General features: G+C 33.2%; 35 protein-coding genes and 2 tRNA genes. 30 read left to right on the top strand and 7 right to left on the bottom strand.

Features of this window, described 5'->3' with window-relative positions; all coding sequences use genetic code 11:
* The first annotated feature begins 91 nt into the window (after positions 1-91).
* From pstC to OPR44_RS07020, 3 genes are all read left to right on the top strand, one after another.
* Entirely contained in the window at positions 92-1,180 is a 1,089-nt protein-coding gene (pstC, locus tag OPR44_RS07030) for a phosphate ABC transporter permease subunit PstC (protein WP_226079768.1), read from the top strand.
* Between the two features lie 95 nt (positions 1,181-1,275).
* Positions 1,276-2,712, top strand: a complete 1,437-nt coding sequence (gene atpD / locus OPR44_RS07025) for a F0F1 ATP synthase subunit beta (RefSeq protein ID WP_264374808.1) — start codon at positions 1,276-1,278, stop codon at positions 2,710-2,712.
* 5 nt (positions 2,713-2,717) lie between these two features.
* On the top strand, positions 2,718-3,059 hold the full coding sequence (locus tag OPR44_RS07020; RefSeq protein WP_012482002.1) for a F0F1 ATP synthase subunit epsilon: 342 nt from the start codon (positions 2,718-2,720) through the stop codon (positions 3,057-3,059).
* 41 nt (positions 3,060-3,100) lie between these two features.
* On the opposite strand, the gene OPR44_RS07015 is transcribed toward OPR44_RS07020, so the two are convergent.
* The 5 genes from OPR44_RS07015 to OPR44_RS06995 form a co-directional block, all read right to left on the bottom strand.
* A complete protein-coding gene (locus OPR44_RS07015; RefSeq protein ID WP_265014799.1) occupies positions 3,101-3,727 on the bottom strand; it encodes a hypothetical protein in 627 nt (208 codons plus the stop codon).
* Between the two features lie 38 nt (positions 3,728-3,765).
* Positions 3,766-3,975, bottom strand: a complete 210-nt coding sequence (locus tag OPR44_RS07010) for a hypothetical protein (protein ID WP_265014798.1) — start codon at positions 3,973-3,975, stop codon at positions 3,766-3,768.
* Positions 3,976-4,004: 29 nt separating this feature from the next.
* Positions 4,005-5,171, bottom strand: coding sequence for a hypothetical protein (locus OPR44_RS07005; RefSeq protein ID WP_265014797.1), 1,167 nt, complete (start codon positions 5,169-5,171; stop codon positions 4,005-4,007).
* 89 nt (positions 5,172-5,260) lie between these two features.
* On the bottom strand, positions 5,261-5,698 hold the full coding sequence (locus OPR44_RS07000; protein ID WP_265014796.1) for a transposase: 438 nt from the start codon (positions 5,696-5,698) through the stop codon (positions 5,261-5,263).
* A gap of 56 nt (positions 5,699-5,754) precedes the next feature.
* On the bottom strand, positions 5,755-6,102 hold the full coding sequence (locus OPR44_RS06995; protein ID WP_264336399.1) for a transposase: 348 nt from the start codon (positions 6,100-6,102) through the stop codon (positions 5,755-5,757).
* A gap of 496 nt (positions 6,103-6,598) precedes the next feature.
* On the opposite strand from OPR44_RS06995, the gene fsa reads away from it, so the two are divergent.
* The gene (gene fsa / locus OPR44_RS06990) at positions 6,599-7,243 is read left to right on the top strand and encodes a fructose-6-phosphate aldolase (protein WP_007302527.1); all 645 of its coding nucleotides are present in this window, start codon (positions 6,599-6,601) and stop codon (positions 7,241-7,243) included.
* A gap of 553 nt (positions 7,244-7,796) precedes the next feature.
* Here fsa and OPR44_RS06985 read toward each other — a convergent pair.
* Positions 7,797-8,264, bottom strand: coding sequence for a hypothetical protein (locus OPR44_RS06985; protein WP_010407187.1), 468 nt, complete (start codon positions 8,262-8,264; stop codon positions 7,797-7,799).
* Positions 8,265-8,396: 132 nt separating this feature from the next.
* The gene (locus OPR44_RS06980) at positions 8,397-9,113 is read right to left on the bottom strand and encodes an SDR family NAD(P)-dependent oxidoreductase (RefSeq protein WP_265014795.1); all 717 of its coding nucleotides are present in this window, start codon (positions 9,111-9,113) and stop codon (positions 8,397-8,399) included.
* Between the two features lie 202 nt (positions 9,114-9,315).
* Between OPR44_RS06980 and carA the strand changes: the two genes are divergently transcribed.
* The 26 genes from carA to OPR44_RS06850 all read left to right on the top strand — a co-directional run bounded on the left by carA (position 9,316) and on the right by OPR44_RS06850 (position 22,765).
* On the top strand, positions 9,316-10,404 hold the full coding sequence (gene carA, locus OPR44_RS06975) for a glutamine-hydrolyzing carbamoyl-phosphate synthase small subunit (RefSeq protein WP_265014794.1): 1,089 nt from the start codon (positions 9,316-9,318) through the stop codon (positions 10,402-10,404).
* A gap of 109 nt (positions 10,405-10,513) precedes the next feature.
* Positions 10,514-10,595: transfer RNA gene (locus OPR44_RS06970), tRNA-Tyr, on the top strand.
* Between the two features lie 4 nt (positions 10,596-10,599).
* Positions 10,600-10,670: transfer RNA gene (locus OPR44_RS06965), tRNA-Gly, on the top strand.
* 77 nt (positions 10,671-10,747) lie between these two features.
* Positions 10,748-11,920: an elongation factor Tu gene (gene tuf, locus OPR44_RS06960; RefSeq protein WP_265014793.1), complete on the top strand. Its 1,173-nt coding sequence runs from the start codon at positions 10,748-10,750 to the stop codon at positions 11,918-11,920.
* A gap of 14 nt (positions 11,921-11,934) precedes the next feature.
* Positions 11,935-12,249: a 30S ribosomal protein S10 gene (rpsJ, locus tag OPR44_RS06955; protein ID WP_265015462.1), complete on the top strand. Its 315-nt coding sequence runs from the start codon at positions 11,935-11,937 to the stop codon at positions 12,247-12,249.
* Between the two features lie 16 nt (positions 12,250-12,265).
* Positions 12,266-12,988 carry a 50S ribosomal protein L3 gene (gene rplC / locus OPR44_RS06950; protein WP_264377676.1) on the top strand — a complete coding sequence of 241 codons (723 nt, stop codon included), beginning with the start codon at positions 12,266-12,268 and terminating at the stop codon, positions 12,986-12,988.
* A gap of 2 nt (positions 12,989-12,990) precedes the next feature.
* Positions 12,991-13,605 (top strand): 50S ribosomal protein L4, encoded by a 615-nt coding sequence (gene rplD, locus OPR44_RS06945; protein WP_264377677.1) that lies wholly within the window; start codon positions 12,991-12,993, stop codon positions 13,603-13,605.
* Positions 13,602-13,889 (top strand): 50S ribosomal protein L23, encoded by a 288-nt coding sequence (locus tag OPR44_RS06940; RefSeq protein ID WP_264377678.1) that lies wholly within the window; start codon positions 13,602-13,604, stop codon positions 13,887-13,889. The genes rplD and OPR44_RS06940 overlap by 4 nt, the downstream gene beginning before the upstream one ends.
* Position 13,890: 1 nt before the next feature.
* Positions 13,891-14,715 carry a 50S ribosomal protein L2 gene (gene rplB / locus OPR44_RS06935; protein ID WP_265014792.1) on the top strand — a complete coding sequence of 275 codons (825 nt, stop codon included), beginning with the start codon at positions 13,891-13,893 and terminating at the stop codon, positions 14,713-14,715.
* Positions 14,716-14,718: 3 nt separating this feature from the next.
* The gene (gene rpsS / locus OPR44_RS06930) at positions 14,719-15,003 is read left to right on the top strand and encodes a 30S ribosomal protein S19 (protein WP_265014791.1); all 285 of its coding nucleotides are present in this window, start codon (positions 14,719-14,721) and stop codon (positions 15,001-15,003) included.
* A gap of 9 nt (positions 15,004-15,012) precedes the next feature.
* On the top strand, positions 15,013-15,363 hold the full coding sequence (rplV, locus tag OPR44_RS06925; protein WP_265014790.1) for a 50S ribosomal protein L22: 351 nt from the start codon (positions 15,013-15,015) through the stop codon (positions 15,361-15,363).
* A gap of 39 nt (positions 15,364-15,402) precedes the next feature.
* Positions 15,403-16,023, top strand: coding sequence for a 30S ribosomal protein S3 (rpsC, locus tag OPR44_RS06920; RefSeq protein WP_264374626.1), 621 nt, complete (start codon positions 15,403-15,405; stop codon positions 16,021-16,023).
* 11 nt (positions 16,024-16,034) lie between these two features.
* Positions 16,035-16,448, top strand: coding sequence for a 50S ribosomal protein L16 (gene rplP, locus OPR44_RS06915; protein WP_265014789.1), 414 nt, complete (start codon positions 16,035-16,037; stop codon positions 16,446-16,448).
* Between the two features lie 11 nt (positions 16,449-16,459).
* Complete coding sequence (gene rpmC / locus OPR44_RS06910; protein WP_265014788.1) at positions 16,460-16,663, top strand: 50S ribosomal protein L29; 204 nt, start codon at positions 16,460-16,462, stop codon at positions 16,661-16,663.
* A complete protein-coding gene (rpsQ, locus tag OPR44_RS06905; RefSeq protein WP_264374628.1) occupies positions 16,656-16,886 on the top strand; it encodes a 30S ribosomal protein S17 in 231 nt (76 codons plus the stop codon). The genes rpmC and rpsQ overlap by 8 nt, the downstream gene beginning before the upstream one ends.
* 18 nt (positions 16,887-16,904) lie before the next feature.
* A complete protein-coding gene (rplN, locus tag OPR44_RS06900; protein ID WP_007302542.1) occupies positions 16,905-17,264 on the top strand; it encodes a 50S ribosomal protein L14 in 360 nt (119 codons plus the stop codon).
* Positions 17,264-17,575 (top strand): 50S ribosomal protein L24, encoded by a 312-nt coding sequence (rplX, locus tag OPR44_RS06895; RefSeq protein ID WP_406829266.1) that lies wholly within the window; start codon positions 17,264-17,266, stop codon positions 17,573-17,575. The genes rplN and rplX overlap by 1 nt, the downstream gene beginning before the upstream one ends.
* 6 nt (positions 17,576-17,581) lie before the next feature.
* On the top strand, positions 17,582-18,118 hold the full coding sequence (gene rplE / locus OPR44_RS06890) for a 50S ribosomal protein L5 (RefSeq protein ID WP_265014787.1): 537 nt from the start codon (positions 17,582-17,584) through the stop codon (positions 18,116-18,118).
* A 12-nt stretch (positions 18,119-18,130) separates the two neighbouring features.
* Positions 18,131-18,439 (top strand): 30S ribosomal protein S14, encoded by a 309-nt coding sequence (rpsN, locus tag OPR44_RS06885; RefSeq protein ID WP_264374630.1) that lies wholly within the window; start codon positions 18,131-18,133, stop codon positions 18,437-18,439.
* Positions 18,440-18,461: 22 nt separating this feature from the next.
* Entirely contained in the window at positions 18,462-18,857 is a 396-nt protein-coding gene (rpsH, locus tag OPR44_RS06880) for a 30S ribosomal protein S8 (RefSeq protein ID WP_265014786.1), read from the top strand.
* Positions 18,858-18,873: 16 nt separating this feature from the next.
* On the top strand, positions 18,874-19,419 hold the full coding sequence (rplF, locus tag OPR44_RS06875) for a 50S ribosomal protein L6 (protein ID WP_265014785.1): 546 nt from the start codon (positions 18,874-18,876) through the stop codon (positions 19,417-19,419).
* Between the two features lie 5 nt (positions 19,420-19,424).
* Complete coding sequence (rplR, locus tag OPR44_RS06870) at positions 19,425-19,796, top strand: 50S ribosomal protein L18 (protein ID WP_264377680.1); 372 nt, start codon at positions 19,425-19,427, stop codon at positions 19,794-19,796.
* Between the two features lie 12 nt (positions 19,797-19,808).
* Entirely contained in the window at positions 19,809-20,321 is a 513-nt protein-coding gene (rpsE, locus tag OPR44_RS06865) for a 30S ribosomal protein S5 (protein ID WP_264377681.1), read from the top strand.
* Between the two features lie 3 nt (positions 20,322-20,324).
* Positions 20,325-20,795, top strand: a complete 471-nt coding sequence (gene rplO / locus OPR44_RS06860) for a 50S ribosomal protein L15 (protein WP_006012263.1) — start codon at positions 20,325-20,327, stop codon at positions 20,793-20,795.
* Positions 20,796-20,798: 3 nt separating this feature from the next.
* Entirely contained in the window at positions 20,799-22,127 is a 1,329-nt protein-coding gene (secY, locus tag OPR44_RS06855; protein WP_010404717.1) for a preprotein translocase subunit SecY, read from the top strand.
* On the top strand, positions 22,124-22,765 hold the full coding sequence (locus OPR44_RS06850) for an adenylate kinase family protein (protein WP_264377682.1): 642 nt from the start codon (positions 22,124-22,126) through the stop codon (positions 22,763-22,765). Before secY ends, OPR44_RS06850 begins: the two co-directional genes overlap by 4 nt.
* Positions 22,766-22,782 lie beyond the last annotated feature (17 nt).

The raw sequence follows: 22,782 nt of genomic DNA, 5'->3' as shown, positions 1-22,782 counted from the left end.
TAACTATTTATTTTAAATTATTTTTCTCTATTGTCAAATAATGGTCAACTTCTATGGCATTCTTATTGAATAAAATTTGATATATGGAAAAATGAATTTAATTATAGGCGTACCTGTTTTACTAATCCTTTTATTTTGTTTGAGTAAGTTTCAAGCAGTAAGTAAAGTTAAGTCTTATATATATTTGAGTTGTATGTGGATGCTACCTTGTTTGTTAGCATTCTATGATGGTTATTTTATAACTTCTATTTCTATAGCGTTACTTTTTTTTATGCTGATTTTTATCTTTAAAGGTAAAAGAAATAAGATGGTAAAATTTTTGTTATTTATGGCTTTAGCAATATCACTTTTTATCACTTTATTTATAATGCTATCTATTTTTGTTCAGTCCATTTCTTTTTTTAATAAAGTAGCTATTTCAGAATTCTTATTTTGCTTAAAATGGAAGCATAATGTAGCTATTATTGGCGAAGGAGAGGTGGGATGTTTTGGTATAGCGCCACTTTTAGTGGGGACATTACTTATAACTATTGTAGCAATGTTAGTTGCGGTGCCGCTTGGTTTATTTTCTGCAATATATATTAGTGAGTATGCGAGTGAAAAAGTGCGTTATGTTATTAATACAGCCTTACAGGTTTTGTCTGCTATTCCTACTGTTGTATATGGATACTTCTCAGTTGTATTTTTGTCTTTTTTTATAAAGCAGGTAGCAAATTTTTTTAATTTAAGTATACACTCAGAAAGTGCTTTGATTGCTGGTTTATCGATCGGGGTAATGATTCTTCCTTTTATTATTTCTTTGCTTGAAGATGCTATAAGATCTGTTCCAAAAAGTTTGCGTTATGGTTTTATGGCGCTTGGTGCAACTCCAGCGGAAACTATATGGCATATAACAATACCTTATGCAATGCCTACAATTTTAAGTGCAATTTTATTATCAATTTCAAGAGTGATAGGTGAAACAATGATTGTACTAATGGCTGTGGGAATCAATGCAAATTTGACCTTTAATCCTCTCAATTCAGTTACTACTATCACTGTACAAATTGCTACATTACTTACCGGAGATCAGGATTTCAATAGTGTGCAAACTCTTGCTGCTTATGCGCTTAGTTTGGTGCTGTTTGTTATTACTTGGCTATTAAATGCATTTGCACTATTTATAATGAAACGTAACTAGTAAGTGTTTTTATATTGCAAAATTTCTGTTAATAATATAGGATTTATTTTCTTTAGAAGTTCTTTTATAGAATTTAGTGTTAGGTGATGAAAGAGATGAGTACAGGTAAAGTAGTTAAAATAACTCAAGCAGTTGTTGATTTAAAATTTGAAGACGGGTTGCCTAAGATATTTAATGCTTTAAAAAGCAAACTAAAATGTAAGGGCAAGGAGCTAGTTTTAGAGGTTTCACAACATATAGGTGACAATGTAGTTCGTTGTATTGCTATGGATAGCACAGATGGTATGTCAAGAGGTGATGAGTTTGTTGATACAGGTGCACCAATATCAGTTCCGGTTGGACGCTCAACTTTAGGAAGGATTTTTAATGTTGTAGGAGAGCTTATAGATGAGTGTGGTCCTTTAAAAGGAAAGTATAATTTAGAACCTATACATAGATCACCTCCAAGTTTTACTGAGCAGAAGATACAGGAAGAAGTTTTAGTTACAGGAATAAAGGTTATAGATCTTCTTGCTCCTTATCTTAAAGGAGGAAAAATTGGCTTATTTGGTGGAGCTGGAGTTGGTAAAACAGTTCTGATAATGGAGCTGATTAACAACATAGCAAAAGCTCATAAAGGATTTTCTGTGTTTGCTGGAGTAGGAGAGAGAACGCGTGAAGGTAATGATCTTTATAACGAGATGATTACTTCGAATGTAATAGATATAAATGAGCACGAAAAATCTCAAGCCGTTTTGGTTTATGGTCAAATGAATGAACCTCCTGGAGCAAGGGCTAGGGTTGCTTTAACAGCACTAACTATGGCGGAGTATTTTCGTGATCATGAAAATCAAGATGTTCTATTTTTTGTAGATAATATCTTCCGTTTTACTCAAGCTGGCTCTGAAATTTCTGCTTTGCTTGGAAGAATACCGTCGGCTGTTGGTTATCAGCCAACTCTTGCGACTGATATGGGCGCTATGCAAGAGAGAATAGCCTCAACTACTGCTGGTTCTATTACTTCTGTACAGGCTATATATGTTCCTGCAGACGATTTGACCGATCCAGCTCCAGCAACTACATTCTCTCATCTTGATGCAACCACAGTGTTGTCAAGGCAGATAGCTGAAATGGGTATATATCCTGCTGTTGATCCACTTGACTCAACTTCTCAGTCTTTATCTGCTGAAATCATTGGTGAAGAGCATTATAATGTGGCTTCTGAAGTGAAACGTATATTGCAAACTTATAAGTCGCTGCAAGATATTATCGCAATACTTGGTATGGATGAACTATCTGATGAAGATAAAATTATTGTTGATAGAGCTCGTAAAATTCAGAAGTTTCTTTCTCAACCTTTTCATGTTGCGGAGGTATTTACTGGCATGTCTGGCAAATTTGTTTCACTTTCTGATACTATTTCTAGTTTTAAAGGAATTATTGAAGGTAAATATGATCACCTGCCAGAAGCTGCTTTTTATATGGTGGGAAGTATAAGTGAAGCAATAGAAAAGGCTGAATCAATAAAAGCTGAAGTTGGAGCCGGACATTAAAGATTATGAACACTTTTAAGGTGCAATTTTTTTCTCCTGATAATCGAATTTCATTCGATGAAGTGGTTTCGCTTTCAGTGAATGGGCTTGAAGGAGAGCTAGTGATTTTAGCTTACCATTCTCCTTACTTAATTTATTTATTGCCTGGTATAATTACTGCTCAAATGAGTAACCAGACAAAGGAAAAAGTTGTAATTGATAATGGTATATTAGAGGTTGCAAATAATAATTGTAGCATTATAACGAATCAAATTCAGGTTTTTGATCATTTGACTCATGATGAGGAATCATTAAAAGATAAGAGAGTTGGTATATATTTAAGTTATCTTGATGTCAAATCTCTTTAGGGGCTACTTGAATAAAGAAGCCGCTGGTCTCATGTGCATCTTTAAACATTTCCACGCTGACTTTGGCTACACACCTTTGAGGGACTGCTGATTAAGTCTAGAAGTGAATTACAGTGATCGCTATGAAATGCGCTATCAAGGCTTAAAGACCTAGATTTTTTTTCTGAATCATCAATTTCCTCTGTAAGCTGGTAAAACATTTTTGAATTATTATCAAAAACTTCCTTTTTATTAACAAGTACTTGATCAATTACTGGACTTAACAGTTCTACTTGGCTATTTAAGTATTGCACTGTACCGTTTAGCTCTTTTCTTTCTCCAGTTATTCTTTTAATTTCCAGAGCTTTATTTCCAATTATTTCTGTCAAGTGCTCATTACATTCTTCCAATTCTTTAATCTTTGTCAGTAATTGATTCTCTTTTGTTTCTTCTCTCTTCTGCGACAACTGTTGCTTATACTTCTTAATTTGCTCATCTTTAAGCTCTACCTCGTTCTTTAACCCTTCATATTCCTGCTTTAGCTGATCTACCTCTTGTTTATAAGATTCCAGATTTGTGTTGTACTTATCATCTAAGCGTAGAATTGTAAATTTTAAATTCTGTATATCTTTCCAATTTTCATTTAATATATCTTCTGCTTCCTCTTCCGCTTTTTTAAACTGTTTCAATTTATCTTCCAGTTTTTCATTTTTTGCATTAGCAATTGTTACTTTTTCTCTAGATCTTTCTTTCCTTCATGTGCACTTTCAAGTTCTTGTATTTTCTCTTGCAGCTCTGTTGATATATTTTCTAGCTTCTCATCTTTTTGTGTTAGTCCAATTTGCAATTTTACGTTTTTTTGCTTTTCTTCTTCAAGTTTATTCTGTAAATCACTATTGCACTTTTCTAATTCTTCAATTTCTTGCTTAGCCTCCATGAGTTCCTGTTCTGATTTTTTTTGCTTTATTATGAATTACTTAACAGCTGGTCTAATTCCTCTTGCAATTTTCTTACCTCACTTGTCAACTCTTCTTTTTCTACATTAGCAACTTCCAGCCTCTTCTTTAGATCTTCTTTTTCTTCTTCATACACACTCTCAAGTTTTTGCGCTCTTTCTTGCAGCTCTGTTGACATATTTGCTAGTTTTTCATTTTTTTGTGTCAGTTCAGTTTGTAATTTTGCATTTTCTTGCTTTTCTTCTCCAAGTTCATTCTGTAAGTCACTATTGTGCTTTTCTAACTCTTCAAGTTCTTGTTCAGCCTTGTCGAACCTATATCGTAATTCGTTCCTCTGCTCATTTAATTCTCTAATTTCTTGCTCAGCTTTTGTAAGCTTTTGATCTAGTTGTTGTGAATTAACTTCTGTTTGAGTTGCAATTGCTTGAGTTGCAATCTGCTGTGGATTAACCTCTGATACATTGTTGCTAGTGAAAGAAAGAATAGGATTGTTTTTAGCATCATTTTCAAGATCTTTCAGCTTTTCGTCTTGATTGATTACGATATGTTCGTTATTTTGCAGATTACTAACAGCCGGTGCAATGTTAGCATTTTTGTTCTTTTTCAATAATGCTTTTACAGCATCATGTAGAGAGAGGCCTTGAATATATAATTCCTCATTTTGTCTTATTAATTCCCAAAACTCCTCAGGTGGCGATTCAAAATCTTGACCATTAAATTGCAGTACTTCAGTTATACCAGAATTACTTACATTCATAACTATAGTACAGGTAAAAGTTTTCCCATCCTTGTCCTGCACAGGCCAAGTGCTTGTCATTTCATAATATGCACCCTCTTTAAATTCATAATGTCTTTCCTTACCTTTTCGGTAAGCGTATATGTCATGCTTTTTATCGCAATAGATATTCAATGTGCTAATATCCCTTTCTTGCTGTAAGATATCACTAATTCTTATTGGCTCACTTCTATTGTAATTAATAAGATTAATGTTTAACACTTTATCAGAATTGTTAGTTTCTACATAAAAAGCTCGAAGGTCTATGTCTTTGTCTCTAAAATACTTACTTACAGCTTTTTTTGCCTGATTTGCTAATTCTATAAAGTTTTTTTTAAAGCTCTTGTTGAAAGATAGATCTATATATGCTTGCTTAAAATTTTCATCATTTGTTAAATCCATGAGCAAGTCATAAACCTCCCATTTTTCCTGACAATGTTCTTCTAAAACAGTAATGCTATTTTTTCTTTTCAGCTCTGCTATAGTATTTTCTAAAATGAATGATAAATTTCCATTATGGTATTACCAACCAAAAGTTGTAAGTCTGTACATTTATACATTAGAGGTCTGAGGCGGCTTTTGATGGTATGCCAACAGTGTTCTATGGGATTCAAATCTGGTGAATATGTTGGAAGATACAGCACATGACAGCCAAAAGACTCTATTAATGATTTTGTTTTAGTGGTCTTATGAAATGTAGCATTATCCATAACTATGGTTGTGCCAAGTGGCAATTTAGGTTTCTCCAACCATATATTGAATACCTCTTTGTCACACCCACCTTTGAAAGTCATTGGTGCAATAAATCTCATTCCAATCCACCCGGCTACTATACTGATTCTCTCTCGCTGGAATATCTGCATAAATTTTCTTTCCTCTTGGAGCACGTCCATATTCTCGGTATAACTTATTATCAACTCCTGCTTCATCTATATATAAGATGCTGGAATGGTCTATTTTTGAGATTTTATCAATGAATTGCTGCCTATCTTCTTGATTGCGCTCTTGATATAGTGTGACTTTTTTTTAAAGTAATTTTTAGCTGTTTTAGTCTATACCAAATTGAATTTATTCCAAATCCAAGATTTTGTTTCATCTCTGCCAGAGTATGATCTGGATTCTTTGTAACATATTCTTCGAGTATTTTTGGGTCTATTTTTCGAATAAAGCTACCGTTTTTAGATGGCTTTAAGCTTTCACCAGCAGCTTTCTTTTTTAACCAGCGGTACAGAGTTGCTATTCCTATCTCCATGAGCTCTGCTATCTCAACCTTTGTCTTCCCTTTTTCTATCATCAATACTGCCTTTTCCCTTAAATCCACACTATATGCCATTATAACTCAAATACTTTATTATACCTTTATCATTTACTTTAGGAAATACTATAATATGTTTTTCAATGTCGGGAAATTTGTTGACATAATATACCCCTTATTACTATTGTTCTGATAATATATTTACTTTAGGAGTGATTAACTCCTTTTATATTAACCTTTTTAGTTGAATTTAATTGCGAGCGTTAAACTCGAACTTAGTCATTTTGTTTATTGTTCCTCACTACCTATTTGTGTTACTATACTAATAGTAGCACTAAGTTTTAGGCTATGCAAGAATTTCTATTGAACGTAAAGCTAGTAAACTTCAGAAATTGGTTATGCTAATTTTGTTAATAAAATGCAACCAATTAAGGAAAGCGCTATACTGTTTCTCAGTGCAATATTTTCTTTCCTAACGGACTGAAAATTGAGTTGAGTTAAAAATCCGATTTTATTTAATACTTTTCAAAGATGACAATATTTTGTAAAAATAGGTTTTTAATAGGACAATAATATGGAAATTTTTCTTGATAGTGTTGATTTGAATGAAATTAAGGAGCTAAAAGAGTTCATTGATGGTATAACAACAAATCCTTCTTTAATAGCAAAATCTGGACATAAAGATAAGTACGAAGATTTAGTAAGCGAAATATGTTCTATTATAAAAGGACCTGTTAGTGTTGAAGTTGTTGCAGATAGCCATGAAGATATGGTTAAGGAAGGCCTTAAGTTAGCGAAAATCGCTAGTAATATCGTAGTAAAGTTACCCCTTACACATGAAGGATTAATTTCTTGTAAAAAGTTGTGGACAGAACATAAAATACCTGCTAATATCACATTATGTTTTTCTCCTGGACAAGCACTGTTTGCCGCTAAGGCCGGTGCTTGTTTTATTTCTCCCTTTGTTGGTCGCCTTGATGATATAAGCTATGATGGCTTATCGCTAATAGAAGATATATGCACTATATATTCTAATTATAATTTTAAGACAAAAGTTCTTGTTGCATCAGTAAGAAGTCCAGCACATGTAATAGAAGCTGCACGGCTTGGTGCTCATTCAATTACTGTGCCAGCAAAAATACTTAGACAGTTAATTAATCATCCACTTACTGATCAAGGGCTCGCAATATTTGAAAAAGACTGGGGCGTAAAACAATAAATGACATTGCTAAAAAAGACATAAAAACACAATAATTTATATAAAAAGGACATAGGTACCATCTGTCCTTTAAAGACATGTAGGTCAATGATATGCGTAATTCAGTGTTTTAAACATGATAGTCCTCCACTAATAAAAAAGATTGAGAAAAATGTATACAGCTACGACCGAAGTATAGCTAAAATATATTTTAACTGAAGATTATAGATTAATTGAATTGAAAAGTCTGCAGACGAAGATAGATTCCGAGCTCTAGAACACCTTCACTGTGCATGATAACAAAACTATTAGAGTTTGTCAAGTAATTTTTTATCGTAATTTTACGAACGTGTCATTCCAGTTTTACGTACACAGCTGTACGAATATTGCAATACGGCATATAATAAACAATGTCATTCCAGTGCTTGACACTGGAATCTAGTTAAATTTATGACTATAAAAGTAATGTTAAAATGCAATGCTTCTAGTGATGATGGATCCCAGTGTCAAGCACTGGGATGACAAGAAAAGAAGCACTGGTTAGCCATGCATCTAAAAATTTATAAACAAAAGATTACACTTCACAACTTTGTGATGGAATAAGTTTTTCAATGCTGTTGACGCAAAACTCAGTTGTATTATTAGCTATTTCATCGAATTTATCATTTATATCCTTACCTATTTTTTCATCTTTAATATATTCATACAGAGCTAAAATAGCTATAGTTGAACATATTGCGATGAAACCAACTTTTGCTGTAATAAGTAATGATATCCCACCTGCAAGTATGGACACTGCTCCAATAGCTAGGTTTATAATTTTATTTTGTGTTGATTGATTCTCTTTATCCTCTAAAACGTTTGATATTGCTTTTGAGGCAATTTTTATTGCTATTGCTGTAGTTGAGATTATAACAAACATCATAGCTATTTTTGCTAAGAGAAAAATTGATGGTAGCATTATTACAAGAAACAGTGAAGCACCTCCTATAAATAACCATTTCTCATTTATTTTTTTAGACTGATCTGTATTATTAGGCATTGCAACCCTCCACTTTCATTAACAGTTTATTCATATAATATGAAACATGCGATAGTCAAGATGTTTTTGTGTGGAGAAGCTTGCGATTGAGTTTTGAAGAGCTTTAGCTTTACAAGATGGTAGATTTGGTGATTATCGTAAGATTCTTGCAGTCATTTTAGTGGGAAGAATTTGTAAAATATTAAAAAATAACCGCCAGAAAATTGGAAACGCTATAACTTTCTTTCCTTTAAATATACTTTTTAAAATATATGCTGCAGCTTTTTCTGCCTCCCATATGAAGGGAAGTGGTTTATTAGACTTAAACATATCTGTTTTTACTGGCCCTGGCATTATGGTGATAAACTTTGTGCTACTGTTAGCATATTGGATTTTTAGTGATTGAAAACAACTTTTTAGTGCTGCTTTGCTGGCACAGTATGCAGAAGCATGTGGTGTTGCATGCATAGCAACAAGAGAAGATATAACCGCAAAAGTTGCCAAGGAATTATGATGAATCCATTCTTCAATCCAGTTGATAACGCCAAAATAATTGGTTTCAAATGTTTTTCTATGAATGTTGGTATGAAACTTATCTTCTATTTCGCCACATCCTGCATTAAGAAAAAAGAGATTTGGTATAATATTTTGCTTTTTTAAAAAATCAGACGAGTTTTTAATATTTTCACTTTTGCTTACATCACATGTTATAGGTAAAAAATTACTACCTAATTCTTCTTTTAATTTTTCCAGTTTTTCAGTGCGCCTTGCAATGCCAACCACAAACCATCCATCTTTAATGAGCAACCGTGCTAGACTTTCTCCAATGCTAGATGATGCTCCTGTAATGAGACAAGTTTTTCTATCCATGTGAATTTACATAACGTGAAGTATGAATGTAATGACTATTGCCTATTCACACAAGTTAAGTTTGCTATAATTTTGCTAAATAATAAAAAAAGAAAGCTACTTATAATTTTGAATTTTATATAAACTTAAAGGGAAGTTTAGTATTTGCTTACTTGTAATTTAAAATTCTTATATAATATTTTAAATGAGTTGAGAGAATTAAATGCAGGATGCAGCTTTAGTTTTACAAGATGGCAAGTGCTTTTTGGGAAAATCGGTAGGTAAAAGAGGCAAATGTATAGGTGAAGTTTGTTTTACCACTGGTATGACAGGTTATCAGCATACTATAACAGATCCTTCTTTTGCTGATCAAATAATAGCGTTCACTTTTCCTCATATTGGTAATGTTGGAATAAATCACAAAGATAATGAAGGAGAAAAAGTTTTTGCAAGTGGTGTGGTTATGCGTGAACTTTCTCCTATGTCTCACTCTTCTTCATATATTAGTTTAAATGATTGGTTGGAGAAAAATAATGTAGTTGGGATATCGGGAATTGATACTAGAGCTTTGACGAGATATTTGAGAAAACATGGATCTCAAAATGGAATGATATGTCCGTCAAGTGAGGCACATATATTAGATGAATTGAAGAAATACAAATCTGTAAATGGAATAGAAATAACTAAGAAAGTCAGTTTAAGTAATAACTTTCAAAGCGCTCTTAATGCAAAATATAGGATTGTAATTGTTGATTTCGGTATAAAAAATAGTATAATCTCACGCTTAGTAGAACTTGATTGTACGGTTAAATTAGTCAAACCAGATACAGGTTTTGCTCACAAAATATTAAGCATGAATCCAGATGGTATAGTGCTTTCAAATGGCCCTGGTGATCCACAAGAGATAGGAGAGAGTGTAATTTCAGAAATAGAAATTATTGTGAAATCTAAAATACCAGTTTTTGGCATATGCCTGGGCCATCAATTACTTGCAGTTACTTTGGGAGCAAAGACTGTCAAGATGGATATTGGTCATCGAGGGAGTAATCATCCGGTTTATGATCTGGAGAGTAAAAAAGTTGAGATAACTAGCCAAAATCATGGTTTTGTTGTTGATTCAGCTTCTCTTCCAAGTAACGTTGAAGTTACTCATATTTCTCTATTTGATAATAGTGTAGAGGGGATAATGATGAAGGATTACCCAGTCTTTTCTACTCAATACCATCCAGAAGAAGCGCCAGGTACACATGATTCACATTACTTGTTTGGGCGTTTTATTGACAATATTTTGTTATATAAAAGTAAAATCTAACTAAAATCAGTTAGATTAGCTTTTATTACTTGATCTTTTGGATTTGGATGTTTAATATTAGGAATAATAAAACTTAAGTTAAGGTAGTGTTCTCTTAACAGATTTTTGTGGAGGAGTGACCGAGTGGTTAAAGGTAACAGACTGTAAATCTGTCCGCATTGCGTACGTAGGTTCGAATCCTACCTCCTCCATTGTGCGGGTATAGCTCAATGGTAGAGCTCTAGCCTTCCAAGCTAGTGACGTGGGTTCGATTCCCACTATCCGCTCTTTTTTTGTTGTATTTATATAAAATCAACATATTATTTGTTGATGTATTTGTATTTTAGGTAGAAGAGTTAAAATTATGACAGCGATAGTAGAAGCATTTGGAAAGCCGCATGTAAACGTGGGAACGATAGGACATGTGGATCATGGGAAGACAACGTTAACAGCGGCGATAACAAAGCATTATGGTAATTTTGTAGCATATGATCAAATAGATAAAGCGCCAGAAGAAAGAAAGAGAGGGATAACAATAGCAACAGCGCATGTTGAATATCAAACAGAAAAGAGACACTATGCACACGTTGATTGCCCTGGACATGCTGATTATGTAAAGAATATGATAGTAGGTGCAGCACAGATGGATGCAGCGATATTGGTAGTCTCAGGGGTTGATGGGCCGATGCCACAAACGAGAGAGCATATATTGCTGGCAAAACAGGTAGGTGTTGGATATATCGTGGTATATATAAATAAAGCTGATGTTGCTGATGCTGATATGATAGATTTGGTGGAAATGGAAGTGAGAGAGTTGCTGAGTAAGTATAAATTTCCAGGTGATGAAGTGCCTGTGATAGTTGGGTCTGCGTTAAAAGCATTAGAGGATGATAGTAGTGAGTATGGAAAGAAATCAATAGATAAATTGATGGAGAAGTTAGATGAGTATGTGGTAGCACCTGAAAGGCCTATAGATTTGCCGTTTTTATTGCCAATAGAAGATGTATTTTCAATATCGGGCCGAGGAACGGTAGTAACAGGAAGAATAGAGAAGGGGGAGATAAAGACAGGGGATGAGATAGAGATAATAGGTCTGAAAGCGACGCAAAAGACGATATGTACTGGTGTTGAGATGTTTAAGAAGTTGCTAGATAAGGGAAGTGCAGGACTTAATGTGGGAATACTACTAAGAGGAACAAAGAAAGAAGAAGTGGAGAGAGGGCAAGTATTGGCAAAACCAGGGACAATAACCCCGCATAAGAAATTTAATGCGGAGGTGTATATATTGAAGAAAGAAGAAGGAGGAAGGCATACACCATTTTTTGAAAATTATCAGCCACAGTTTTATTTAAGGACAACGGATGTAACTGGGAGCATAAAATTGCTAGATGGAAAGGAGATGGTAATGCCAGGGGACAATGTAAGTATAGAAGTGGAGTTGCAAGTACCAATAGCAATGGATAAAGGATTACGTTTTGCGATAAGAGAAGGTGGTAGAACTGTTGGTTCTGGCGTTGTTTCGGAAATTTTAGAATGAGTGTAATAACTAAGATGAAGCAAGATATATATATTAGAATCAAAGCTTTCGATTGTTCTTTGTTGGAAAAGTGTATTCGCGAGTTTATTGATCAATTAAAGCAGTTTAATGCAGATTTATCTGGTCCGATTGCGTTGCCAAGAAAAGATTCTAAATTTACTGTTAATAGGTCTCCTCATGTTGATAAAAAATCTCGTGAGCAATTTGAAATGAGAATTTCCAAGCGGTTAATTGTTGTACATAATCCTACTCCTACTATGATGCAGATGCTTGCAGATTTATCTTTTTCTGCTGGTGTAGAAGTGGATTTAAAGGTTAAGGAAGGTTAACATTTAGGAAAAGAAAATGAAGAGAATAAATTCGCTTAGGAGAATTGGTTTGTTAATGATGAATGTTGGCCATACTGCTATGTATTTTGATAATAGTCGCATGGCTGTAACCCTATTGCATCTCAGCGAAACTTATATTATCGATATAAAAGGACAAGATGAATGTGGCTACAATTCAGTCATTTTAGGCACGGGGGATTTAAAAAAAATAGCAAAACCTCAGTTGGAATATTTAAAGAAAAAGGGTATAAATAGTAAATGTAAATTATACGAAAGTAGATTAACTGATCTATTCGGAATAGAATGTGGTAAAAAGGTGGGGGTTAATCATTTTGTAGTTGGTCAATATCTTGACATTACGGGTTATTCTTTGGGTAAAGGGTTTGCTGGTGTGATGAAGCGGCATAACTTCAGTGGGCTTAGGGCATCTCATGGTGTTTCTATTGCTCATAGATCACAAGGTTCTACTGGTCAATGTCAAGATCCTGGTAGAGTATTCAAGGGGAAGAAAATGGCTGGTCATTTAGGTAATAGCAGAGTAACTGTACAGAATATGAAAATATTATCCATTGATTATGAAAATAGCATAATTGCTGTAAAGGGTAATAATGTTCCTGGGTTTAAAAACTCTTATGTTTTTGTGAGAGATGCAGTTAAAAAGCCTTTACATAAAGATGTTCCTTTTCCAGCAGGTCTGCTGTTGAATATGAGTGATGATGCTAATAATTTGGTGAGTTAGTTATGGAATGTGAATTAGTTGATCTATCTAATAATAATGTAGGTAGTGTTGAGCTTAATCCCTTGATATTTTCTGCCAAGCAAAAATTGAGTATTTTGCATGATATAGTGAGATGGCAATTAGCAAAGAGAAGAGTTGGTGCTCATAAAACAAAGGGTATCAGTAATGTTTCTGGTACAACAGCTAAGCCGTATGGTCAAAAACGTACCGGTAGGGCGAGACAGGGGAGCTTGCGATCTCCTCAGTTTAGAGGTGGTGGAATTATTTTTGGTCCTGTTGTGAGGAGTCATGCTTATTCTCTTAATAAAAAAGTACGTAAATTTGGTTTAAAAATTGCTTTATCTCTAAAATATTTAAATAATCAAGTTATTGTTCTTGATAGTTTAGATGTTGATGTGAAGAAAACATCTAAAATGTGTGAATATATTAAAAATTTTAAATTTTCTTCTTTTTTAATAGTTGGTGATTATGGAGATGATTTGTTACGTGCTGCTAAAAATTTGCATTATGTAGATTTAATCAAACCTATTGGGTTAAATGTTTTTGATATATTGAATCATGAATGCGTGATGTTAACAAAAGACACTTTAAAGCATCTTGAAGGTAGATTGTTATGATTAAATATAATAATATAATAAAATCTCCTGTAATCACAGAAAAGGCTTCTCTTTTAAGAGAGAAGTTTAATAAATACTCTTTGTATGTTTCTGTAAATGTAAATAAGCGTCAAATAAAATCGGCAATAGAGTCTTTATTTAATGTCAGAACTTCTTCTATAAATGTTATTAGAGTTAAACCTAAATATAGACGTTTCAGGGGTGTGATTGGTTGTAAAAAACAGAGAAAAAAGGTTTATTTTTCTTTGATAGATGGTCAAAAATTAGATATAATGAGCGTTTAATATGGGTATGAAATTTTTTAATCCTGTTACTCCGTCTTCTCGTGGGACTATATTAATAAGTAAAATTGGTTTATCAAAAGATAAGCCAGAGAAGTCTCTTGTATTTGGTAAGAAATCCAGTGGTGGAAGAAATAATCATGGTAGAATTACAACTCGTCACAGGGGTGGTGGTCACAAGAAGAAGTATAGAGTTATAGATTTTAAACGTAATAGAAGTGATCAAGGTATAGTTGAGAAAATAGAGTATGATCCAAATAGAAGTGGGTTTTTAGCATTAATATCATATAAGGAAGATGATATTAAATCTTATATATTAGCTCCTCAAGGTATGAAGCCTGGTTATGTTGTGACAGCTGGAGGTGATGCTGATATTCTGCCAGGTAATTGTTTGTTGTTGAAATATATACCTGTTGGTTCTTTTGTTCATAACGTTGAATTGAAGCCAGGTGGTGGTGCTGTAATTGCTAGAGCTGCGGGTTGTTGTGCGCAAATTGTTGGTCGTGATGGTCAGTATGTTTTATTGCGGCTTAGATCTGGTCAAGTTAGGTTGATTTTATCTTCTTGTAAAGCTACTATTGGTGTAGTGTCTAATCTTGATCATAAGAATAGAAAGTTGGGTAAGGCTGGGAGAAGTAGGTGGCTTGGAATTAGACCTGCTGTGCGTGGAGTTGCAATGAATCCGATTGATCACCCTCATGGAGGTGGAGAGGGAAAAACTTCTGGCGGTCGTCATCCTGTTACTCCTTGGGGTGTTGCAACAAAAGGAAAGAAAACTAGGAAAAAAAATAAATCTAGTGATAAGTATATAAAAAAATTGAAAGGTTAATTTATGAGTAGATCTGTATGGAAACCACCTTTTTTACATCCATCTGTACTAAGATTAGTTCAGAGGGCTTCAAAAGAGGGTTCTATTAATAAGGTGATAAAAATTCATTCCAGGGCTTCTGTAATTCTTCCTAATTTTTTGGGTTTAAAGTTTGCTGTTTATAATGGTAAAGATTACATTCCTGTTAGTGTTGATAATCAGAATATGATAGGTCATAAATTTGGTGAATTTTCACCTACTCGTAAATTTACTGGGCACGGTGGTGATAAAAAGGCAACAAGAAGATAGGTAATTGATATGAAAAATAGGGATATAATAGTTGAGGCTGGTTCTAGGGTTTTAAGATCGACTCCTCGCAAATTGAATTTGGTTGCTGATTTAGTACGTAATAAAAAAGTTTCTTTTGCTAATGTACAATTAAGATTTTGTAAAAAAAAAGCTGCTAGTTTTATAATGAAGGTGTTGAATTCTGCAATTGCTAATGCTCAAAATAATTATGGATTGAACATTGATAATTTATATATAAAGGAAATTTTAATAGGTAAGTCCCTTACTTTGCGTAGAGTATATCCAAAAGCTATGGGTAGGGCTAATAGAATGAGTAAATTTTATAGTAATATTACTATAAAATTGAAAGAAATTGTATGATTTATAGAAATGGAAAGTTAATAGGGAAAGTGTAAAAACATGGGACAGAAGGTTAATCCTAAAGTATTTAGATTACGAGTAAATAGTAATACCTGGGATTCTGTTTGGTTTGCTACAGACGATTATAAACAGAAATTGCATCACGATCTATTTATTCGCAGTTATATAAATGAATCCTTTAAGCATGCTGGTATTTCTAAAGTAATTGTAGAGCGTAAAGTTAATTTAGTGTCTGTAATAATACATTCTTCTAAGCCTGGAGTTATAATAGGTAAGAAAGGTTTAGATGTTGAGAAGATAAAGCAAAAAATAGCTAAAAAAGTAGAAAGTAGTGTCGAAGTGAATGTAGTAGGAGTTAAAAAGTCTGAAATAGATGCAGTTTTAATATCAAGGAGTATTACACATCAGCTAGAAAAAAGGATTTCATGTAGAAGAGCGATGAAAAAAGCTATTCAAAATTGTTTAAAGATGGGTGCTGAGGGTATTAAAGTAAGTTGCTCTGGGCGTCTTGGCGGAGCTGAAATAGCTCGTACTGAATGGTACAAAGAAGGTCGTTTGCCTTTACACACTTTGCGTGCTAATATAGATTATGCTTTTTGTGAAGCGAAGACTATATGTGGTATTATAGGAGTTAAAGTTTGGGTTTATGTTGGTAGTTAAGGTATATTGAAATGTTTGTTCCCAAAAAGAGTAAATATAAAAAGGTATTTAAGGGGAGAATCAAGGGTAATGCTAAGGGTGGTAGCACGCTGTCTTTTGGAGATTATGGATTAAAAGCTATGGAAGTAGGTAAGGTTCAGTCTAAGCATATTGAAACTGCAAGGCGCGTAATATCTAGAACGTTAAAACGCTCTGGTAAAGTGTGGATAAGAATTTTTCCTGATACCCCGGTTAGTAAAAAGCCGGTAGATGTACGTATGGGTAAAGGGAAAGGTAGTGTTGAATTTTGGGTGTTTAAAGCTAAGCCTGGCAGGGTTTTGTTTGAAATTAGCAGTGATGTTCCCATGCATTTAGCAAGGTTGGCACTTGAAAAGGCGACTGCCAAGCTTCCTATGAAGTGTAAATTTATATCTAATCATAATTGAATGGAGTTGCAATGGATATAGTTAAAATTGAATCAAAATCTTCAAAAGAATTGCATGAAGTTCTTGTGAGTTTTAGGAAAGAATTTGTTAATTTGGCTTTTCAAAAAAAGCTAGGCCAGTGCAACAATTTTTCGCGTTTTAGCTTAATAAGAAAGAGCATAGCTCGTAGTCTAACTGTATTAAATAGAAGAAAGAGAGAGGGGAAAAATGCCTAAGAAGGTTTTTTGTGGTGTCGTAACTAATGCTGAGTCTGATAAGACTGTAAAGGTTTCGGTGTTACAAGTGTATAAGGATAGGCTGTATAAAAAAGTTATTAAAAAATACAAGAAGTATACAGCACATGATGAGAATAATAGTTGCAAAAAGGGAGATAGGGTTTTAATAAAGGAACATAAGCCTATTTCTGTTACTAAAAAATGGGTTGTTATCAACAGCTAAAAAGGAATAGGTATTTATATGATTCAAAAAAATACATTGTTAGAAGTAGCTGATAATTCTGGTGCGCGTGCAGTGCTTTGTATTGGCTTGTTAGGTGGTAGGAAATCTGCATCTGTAGGTGATACGATTATTATATCTACTAAGTCCATTAACCCAAAAGGTAAAGTTGAAAAAGGAAAAGTGTATAAAGCAGTTGTTGTTAGAGTAAAAAATAGTGTTAAGAAATCTGATGGTTCTGTAATTCGTTTTTCTAGCAATGCTGTGGTTTTAATTAATGATCAAGGTGAACCACTTGGCACTCGGGTGTTTGGTCCAGTAAAAAAGTTATTATCTGGTTCTTTTATGAAAATAATGTCATTAGCTGATGAGGTTTTATAATGAGTGCTAAAATAAAAAGTGGTGATGATATTATAGTTTTAACTGGTAAAGATAAGAGAAAAATTGGTAAGGTAATCAAAGTTATAATACGTGATGCTAAAAAGAAAGTAGTTGTTTCTGGCGTAAATGTGTGTAAGAGACATACTAAACCAAGAGCTGGTGGTGGTATATTGAATAAAGAGTTAGCTATTGATGTATCCAATGTTGCAATATTGGATCCTAAGTGTAAAACTCCAACTAAAGTAGGATTTAAGATTATAGATGGTAGAAAAGTGCGTTTTGCAAAAGTTTCTGGAGAAGTGATAGATTAGGTTGATATGTTTAAACAATTGTATAAAGATAATATAGTAAAATCCTTAAAGGATAAGTTTAATTACGGCAATGTAATGCAAGTGCCTAAACTTATCAAGGTGTGTATCAATATGGGCGTTGGAGATGCTGCTACGGACAATAAAGCGATAAATGAGCCATTTGATAATCTACATTTGATTGCTGGGCAAAAGCCTGTGTTAACCTTTGCAAAAAAATCTATTTCTGGTTTCAAAATTAGAAAAGGTGCAACTGTAGGTTGTAAAGTGACTTTGCGTAGAAATAAAATGTATGAATTCTTAGAAAGATTAATATATATTGCTTTGCCAAGGGAAAAAGATTTTAGAGGGTTTAGTGTGAAGCAATTTGATGGTCATGGTAATTTTTCCCTTGGTATCAAGGAGCATATATCATTTTTAGAAATAGACTATGATAAAACAAGTAAAATTAGAGGTATGGATATTAATATTATAACAAGTGCAGTTAGTGATAAGGAAGCAAAGGAATTATTACTGGCTCTTGAATTCCCTTTTTTTGATAATTGAGAGAAAATATATATGGCAAAAAAATCCATGATACAGAAGAATCTTCGTAGAATAAAGTTATGCGATCAGTATAGTAAGAGAAGGGAAGAATTAAAATCTATAATGAATAATAAGGATTTATCTATTGCAAAAAGGTTTGCAGCTCAAAGTAAGCTGATTAAAAAATTGCCTAGAGATTCTTCTAAAATCAGAATTAGGAATAGATGCGCTTTAACTGGTAGGCCGAGAGGAGTATATAGAAAATTTGGTTTATGTAGGATTGTTTTACGTGATTTGTGTTCTTTTGGACAAGTTCCAGGGGTTACAAAATCTAGTTGGTAAATGTGATATAAGGAGTGTAATAGTGTCGTTATCTGATGGTATTGGTGATTTTTTAACAAGAATACGTAATGCTCAATTGGCAATGCATAGGGAAACAAGAGTCCTATTCTCTAAAGTGAATTCTTCTATATTGAAGATCTTAAAAGAGGAAGGGTATATTCTTAATTATGAAAAGCAAGAGAGAGGTAGTATCCCTTCGCTTGTTGTGCAGTTGAAGTATTATGATAAATCACCTGTGATTAATGATATAGCTAGGGTATCAAAGCCCGGTTGTCGTTATTATTCTAAGTGTAGGGACATTTCTAAAGCATATAATGGTCTTGGAATTTTTATTATATCTACACCGAAAGGAGTGATGACCGATTATAATGCACGTAGATTAAAAGTTGGTGGAGAAGTTTTGTGTCGTGTATTTTAAATGATAGGAGAAATGTATGTCTCGTATAGGTGCCGCACCTATCAATATTCCTGCTGATCTTTCAGTTGAATATAATGATGGTAGGGTATTAATAAGAAGTGTTAGGGCAGAAAAAGAGCTGAACTTGTGTGGTGGCATTCTGTGTCAGATAGTTGATAATCAATTGTTACTTTCTGTTGATCAAGGCAGGGATGATTATGATAAAATAAAATCTATATGGGGCACTTATAGAAGTAATATTAATAACATGATTAACGGTATGGTTAATGATTTTTCTGTTGATCTTGAGATTAATGGTGTGGGGTATAAAGCAGAATGTGATGATAAGTATTTGACTTTATATCTTGGTTATAGTCATAATATTAAGTATAAAGTGCCTAAAGACGTTGAGATTAAGTGTATAAAGCCAACTCATTTAGTGATTCGCGGTATGGATAAGCAAAAAGTCTATATGGTGGCTTCTGATATATGCAAAATTAGAAAATATGATCCTTATAAAGGTAAGGGTATTGTAATAAAAGGCAAATTTATGCTGCGTAAGATTGTAAATAAAAAGAAGTAATTAAAATGAAAAGATTGTATAATTTTTTAAGTAGCTATGAAAAAAGGAAACTTCGTAATAGAGCGAAGCTCGATAAGAGCGCTGGACGTTTACGTATATCCGTATTTAAGTCTAATAAACATTTTTACGTTCAGTTGATTAACGATGCAAAAGGAATAACCCTAGCTTCTGCTTCTACTTTGGATGATAAAATTAGGAATGTATGTAAAGGTAGGGTCAATGCTGAAACTATAAAACAGGTTTCTTCTTTAGTGATTGAGCGTCTGCCTAGTACAAAATTGCAGCAGCGGTTCGTCTTTGATCGGGGAGCATATAAGTATACAGGATTGATTTCTCAATTTGCTGAGGCTTTAAGAAGCTCTGGATTTAAATTTTAGAAGGTTTTAAATATGGCTGTAAAGAATTTACAAAATAATAATGATTTATCAGAACTTTTGGTTTCAGTGCGAAGGGTAACAACGGTTACTAAAGGTGGTAGAAGATTTTCATTTTCAACTTTGGTTGTTGTTGGTGATGGTAAGGGTAGGGTAGGATGTGGAATAGGTAAACACGCAGAGGTTGCTGAAGCAAGAGTGAAAGCTGTAAATGCTGCAAAGAAGTCGATGATTAGGGTGCACTTACGTGAAGGTAGAACTTTACATCATGATATTAAAGCTAAATTTTGTTCTGGTGAGATAGTTTTAAGAGCTGCAAGAACTGGAACAGGTATTATTGCTGGTGGAGCAATGAGGTCGGTTTTTGAGGTATTAGGTATAAAGGATGTGGTAGCTAAGTCTACTAGATCAAATGATCCCCATAATATTATATGTGCAGTATTTAAGGCTTTTGATGTTATGTTATCTCCTCGCCAAGTGGCAAGTAAGAGGGGTAAAAAGATTAGTGAGATAGTTGGAAATAGGTAAAGTATGAATGATGCTGTAAAATTAAATTCTGTGTTTACCAAATTATCTAAGAAAAAGAAGCCTAAATTATTAGGTAGAGGTATTGGTTGTGGTAAAGGTAAAACATCCGGTAGGGGTCATAAAGGGCAAAAAGCGAGAAGTGGCGTTTCTATAAATGGTTTTGAAGGTGGACAGCAGTCTATATATACTCGTTTACCTAAAAGAGGTTTTAAGCCTATACGCAAAAACTTATACTCTATATTTAATGTTGGTGATGTACAGTGCTTAATGGAAGCTAAAAAAATAGTCAAGGATTCTATCATAGATAAGGAGCTACTGCATAAATTAGGTTTTATCAGATCTGTTAAAAGTAAAATCAAACTTCTTAATAAGGGTAAATTAAGCGAAAAATTTGTGTTTCATGTTGATTTTGCATCAGAAGCTGCAAAAAGATCTGTAGCTTCAGTTGGTGGTAGTGTAGAAATACTATCGTAAATCATGAGCAGTAAATTTGCATTTAATAGTTTGGATTCTACGTTGTTATATAAAAGTGATTTACTAAAGCGTATATTTTTTACGCTAATGGCTTTAGTTTGTTATCGTTTGGGTACTTATGTTCCTATTCCTGGAGTTAATCTTGATATAATCAATGATATATTTCCAAAAGAGAGTTCTGGTGTTTTTGGAGTATTTAATTTATTTTCTGGTGGCGCTTTAGCTAGAATGACGATCTTGGCGTTAAACGTTATGCCATACATAGTTGCATCCATAGTTATGCAATTATTATCTTCTGCCGTTAAAGGAATCAATGAAATTAAAAATGAAGGAGAGTTAGGACGTCGAAAGATGAACTCTTATATACGCTATATGACTATAGTGTTTTGTATCTTTCAATCAATTACGATCTTAATAGGGTTAGAAAGAATGAATAGGGAAGGGGTATTAGTTGTAGTTGAACCTGGTATTATGTTTCGTACTATAGGTGTCTTTAGCCTTTTAGGTGGAACTATATTTTTAATATGGCTTGGTGAGCGGATCAGTGTGAGCGGTATAGGCAATGGTATCTCATTAATCATTTTTACTGGCATAACATCTGAATTACATAATGCTTTATCATCTCTGCTAACATTAAATAAAAATGGTAGTATGTCGTTTTTCATTACCCTTTTTGTTATAGCATTGTTTTTTTTACTGCTCCTTTTAGTCATTTTTACAGAATCTTCTTATAGAAAGGTAATTGTTCAATATCCCAAAAAACAGTTTAAAAAATTACATAATGATGATTTTACTTACATTCCATTGAAGATCAATTTATCTGGTGTAATACCAACTATTTTTGCTAACGCAATTCTATTAACGCCTATTTCAATTGCAAATTTCTATAAAGGTCATGCCATTGCTGATTTTATTTTAAACTACTTTATGGCAAATAAAGTGATGTACATTATAACTTACTTAATACTCATAGTACTTTTTAATTTTTTCTATACCAATTTTATATTTAATCCAGAGGAAAATGCTGATTTTCTTAGGAAAAATGGTGGTTTTATTCCTGGTAGAGGGCCTGGAAAACATACTTCTGATTATCTTCAAGATATAGTTTTTAAATTAACATTTATTGGGTCTGCGTATTTGGTGGTAATATGTACTATACCTGAAATTATGAGGTATCATTATGATATACCATTTATTTTTGGTGGGACGAGCTTGCTGATTATAGTTAACGTTATTACTGATACTATTATGCAAGTACAATCTTATGTTTTTTCAAATAGGTACGATAGTTGGATAAAGAAATATGAGTCTAAAACAAGGAGACTAAAGTGATTATTACAATTTTTGGTCCTCCTGGCTCTGGTAAGGGTACTCAGTCCAGTTTGTTAATAGCAAAGTATAATTTTAAATTAGTTTCAGTAGGAGATTTATTAAGGAATATTATATCTAGTGGGAGTAAATTAGGTAAAGGAATAAAGGATACTGTTGAATCTGGTAATTTAATTCAAGATGAAGTTATATGTAAATTATTGTGTGACCAGCTTGCATTAATAGATGGTGATTTTTTGTTAGATGGTTTTCCAAGAAATTTAAATCAAGCTCATTTTTTAACTCAAGTTTTGCAAAAAAGATGCAATAGGGATGTTGATCTTGTAATTGAGTTGCAGCTTGACGATAATATTGCAATTGATAGATTAAAAGATCGTCTTACTTGTTTGGATTGTAAAAGTATATATAGTATATCTTCTTTTAAGAATACTACTTGTGCTAAATGTAAAAGTACGAGATTGGAGAAGAGAATTGATGATGCTAATATGCTTGCAATTAATAAGAGGATAAGAGAATATCATTCTCAGATAAAGGGTTTGCGCGAGTATTATAAGGACAAGTTGTTAACAATTAACGCTAATTTGAGTGTTGATAGAGTAATGCAAGAGATTGAAAGTAAAATTTCTTGTAATTTGATTTGACTATAAGTTGTTTTATG

The sequence above is a fragment of the Wolbachia endosymbiont (group B) of Camptogramma bilineatum genome, assembly GCF_947251825.1.
Taxonomy (GTDB): domain Bacteria; phylum Pseudomonadota; class Alphaproteobacteria; order Rickettsiales; family Anaplasmataceae; genus Wolbachia.
This window is presented reverse-complemented; position numbering and strand designations above follow the sequence as displayed.

What these genes read in the sequence shown, in the direction of transcription:
- pstC (WP_226079768.1), top strand. Translation starts at nt 92, where the DNA reads ATGAATTTAATTATAGGCGTACCTGTTTTACTAATCCTTTTATTTTGT.
- atpD (WP_264374808.1), top strand. Translation starts at nt 1,276, where the DNA reads ATGAGTACAGGTAAAGTAGTTAAAATAACTCAAGCAGTTGTTGATTTA.
- OPR44_RS07020 (WP_012482002.1), top strand. Translation starts at nt 2,718, where the DNA reads ATGAACACTTTTAAGGTGCAATTTTTTTCTCCTGATAATCGAATTTCA.
- OPR44_RS07010 (WP_265014798.1), bottom strand. Translation starts at nt 3,975, where the DNA reads ATGGAGGCTAAGCAAGAAATTGAAGAATTAGAAAAGTGCAATAGTGAT.
- OPR44_RS07005 (WP_265014797.1), bottom strand. Translation starts at nt 5,171, where the DNA reads ATGGATTTAACAAATGATGAAAATTTTAAGCAAGCATATATAGATCTA.
- OPR44_RS07000 (WP_265014796.1), bottom strand. Translation starts at nt 5,698, where the DNA reads ATGAAGCAGGAGTTGATAATAAGTTATACCGAGAATATGGACGTGCTC.
- OPR44_RS06995 (WP_264336399.1), bottom strand. Translation starts at nt 6,102, where the DNA reads ATGGCATATAGTGTGGATTTAAGGGAAAAGGCAGTATTGATGATAGAA.
- fsa (WP_007302527.1), top strand. Translation starts at nt 6,599, where the DNA reads ATGGAAATTTTTCTTGATAGTGTTGATTTGAATGAAATTAAGGAGCTA.
- OPR44_RS06985 (WP_010407187.1), bottom strand. Translation starts at nt 8,264, where the DNA reads ATGCCTAATAATACAGATCAGTCTAAAAAAATAAATGAGAAATGGTTA.
- OPR44_RS06980 (WP_265014795.1), bottom strand. Translation starts at nt 9,113, where the DNA reads ATGGATAGAAAAACTTGTCTCATTACAGGAGCATCATCTAGCATTGGA.
- carA (WP_265014794.1), top strand. Translation starts at nt 9,316, where the DNA reads ATGCAGGATGCAGCTTTAGTTTTACAAGATGGCAAGTGCTTTTTGGGA.
- tuf (WP_265014793.1), top strand. Translation starts at nt 10,748, where the DNA reads ATGACAGCGATAGTAGAAGCATTTGGAAAGCCGCATGTAAACGTGGGA.
- rpsJ (WP_265015462.1), top strand. Translation starts at nt 11,935, where the DNA reads ATGAAGCAAGATATATATATTAGAATCAAAGCTTTCGATTGTTCTTTG.
- rplC (WP_264377676.1), top strand. Translation starts at nt 12,266, where the DNA reads ATGAAGAGAATAAATTCGCTTAGGAGAATTGGTTTGTTAATGATGAAT.
- rplD (WP_264377677.1), top strand. Translation starts at nt 12,991, where the DNA reads ATGGAATGTGAATTAGTTGATCTATCTAATAATAATGTAGGTAGTGTT.
- OPR44_RS06940 (WP_264377678.1), top strand. Translation starts at nt 13,602, where the DNA reads ATGATTAAATATAATAATATAATAAAATCTCCTGTAATCACAGAAAAG.
- rplB (WP_265014792.1), top strand. Translation starts at nt 13,891, where the DNA reads ATGGGTATGAAATTTTTTAATCCTGTTACTCCGTCTTCTCGTGGGACT.
- rpsS (WP_265014791.1), top strand. Translation starts at nt 14,719, where the DNA reads ATGAGTAGATCTGTATGGAAACCACCTTTTTTACATCCATCTGTACTA.
- rplV (WP_265014790.1), top strand. Translation starts at nt 15,013, where the DNA reads ATGAAAAATAGGGATATAATAGTTGAGGCTGGTTCTAGGGTTTTAAGA.
- rpsC (WP_264374626.1), top strand. Translation starts at nt 15,403, where the DNA reads ATGGGACAGAAGGTTAATCCTAAAGTATTTAGATTACGAGTAAATAGT.
- rplP (WP_265014789.1), top strand. Translation starts at nt 16,035, where the DNA reads ATGTTTGTTCCCAAAAAGAGTAAATATAAAAAGGTATTTAAGGGGAGA.
- rpmC (WP_265014788.1), top strand. Translation starts at nt 16,460, where the DNA reads ATGGATATAGTTAAAATTGAATCAAAATCTTCAAAAGAATTGCATGAA.
- rpsQ (WP_264374628.1), top strand. Translation starts at nt 16,656, where the DNA reads ATGCCTAAGAAGGTTTTTTGTGGTGTCGTAACTAATGCTGAGTCTGAT.
- rplN (WP_007302542.1), top strand. Translation starts at nt 16,905, where the DNA reads ATGATTCAAAAAAATACATTGTTAGAAGTAGCTGATAATTCTGGTGCG.
- rplX (WP_406829266.1), top strand. Translation starts at nt 17,264, where the DNA reads ATGAGTGCTAAAATAAAAAGTGGTGATGATATTATAGTTTTAACTGGT.
- rplE (WP_265014787.1), top strand. Translation starts at nt 17,582, where the DNA reads ATGTTTAAACAATTGTATAAAGATAATATAGTAAAATCCTTAAAGGAT.
- rpsN (WP_264374630.1), top strand. Translation starts at nt 18,131, where the DNA reads ATGGCAAAAAAATCCATGATACAGAAGAATCTTCGTAGAATAAAGTTA.
- rplF (WP_265014785.1), top strand. Translation starts at nt 18,874, where the DNA reads ATGTCTCGTATAGGTGCCGCACCTATCAATATTCCTGCTGATCTTTCA.
- rplR (WP_264377680.1), top strand. Translation starts at nt 19,425, where the DNA reads ATGAAAAGATTGTATAATTTTTTAAGTAGCTATGAAAAAAGGAAACTT.
- rpsE (WP_264377681.1), top strand. Translation starts at nt 19,809, where the DNA reads ATGGCTGTAAAGAATTTACAAAATAATAATGATTTATCAGAACTTTTG.
- rplO (WP_006012263.1), top strand. Translation starts at nt 20,325, where the DNA reads ATGAATGATGCTGTAAAATTAAATTCTGTGTTTACCAAATTATCTAAG.
- secY (WP_010404717.1), top strand. Translation starts at nt 20,799, where the DNA reads ATGAGCAGTAAATTTGCATTTAATAGTTTGGATTCTACGTTGTTATAT.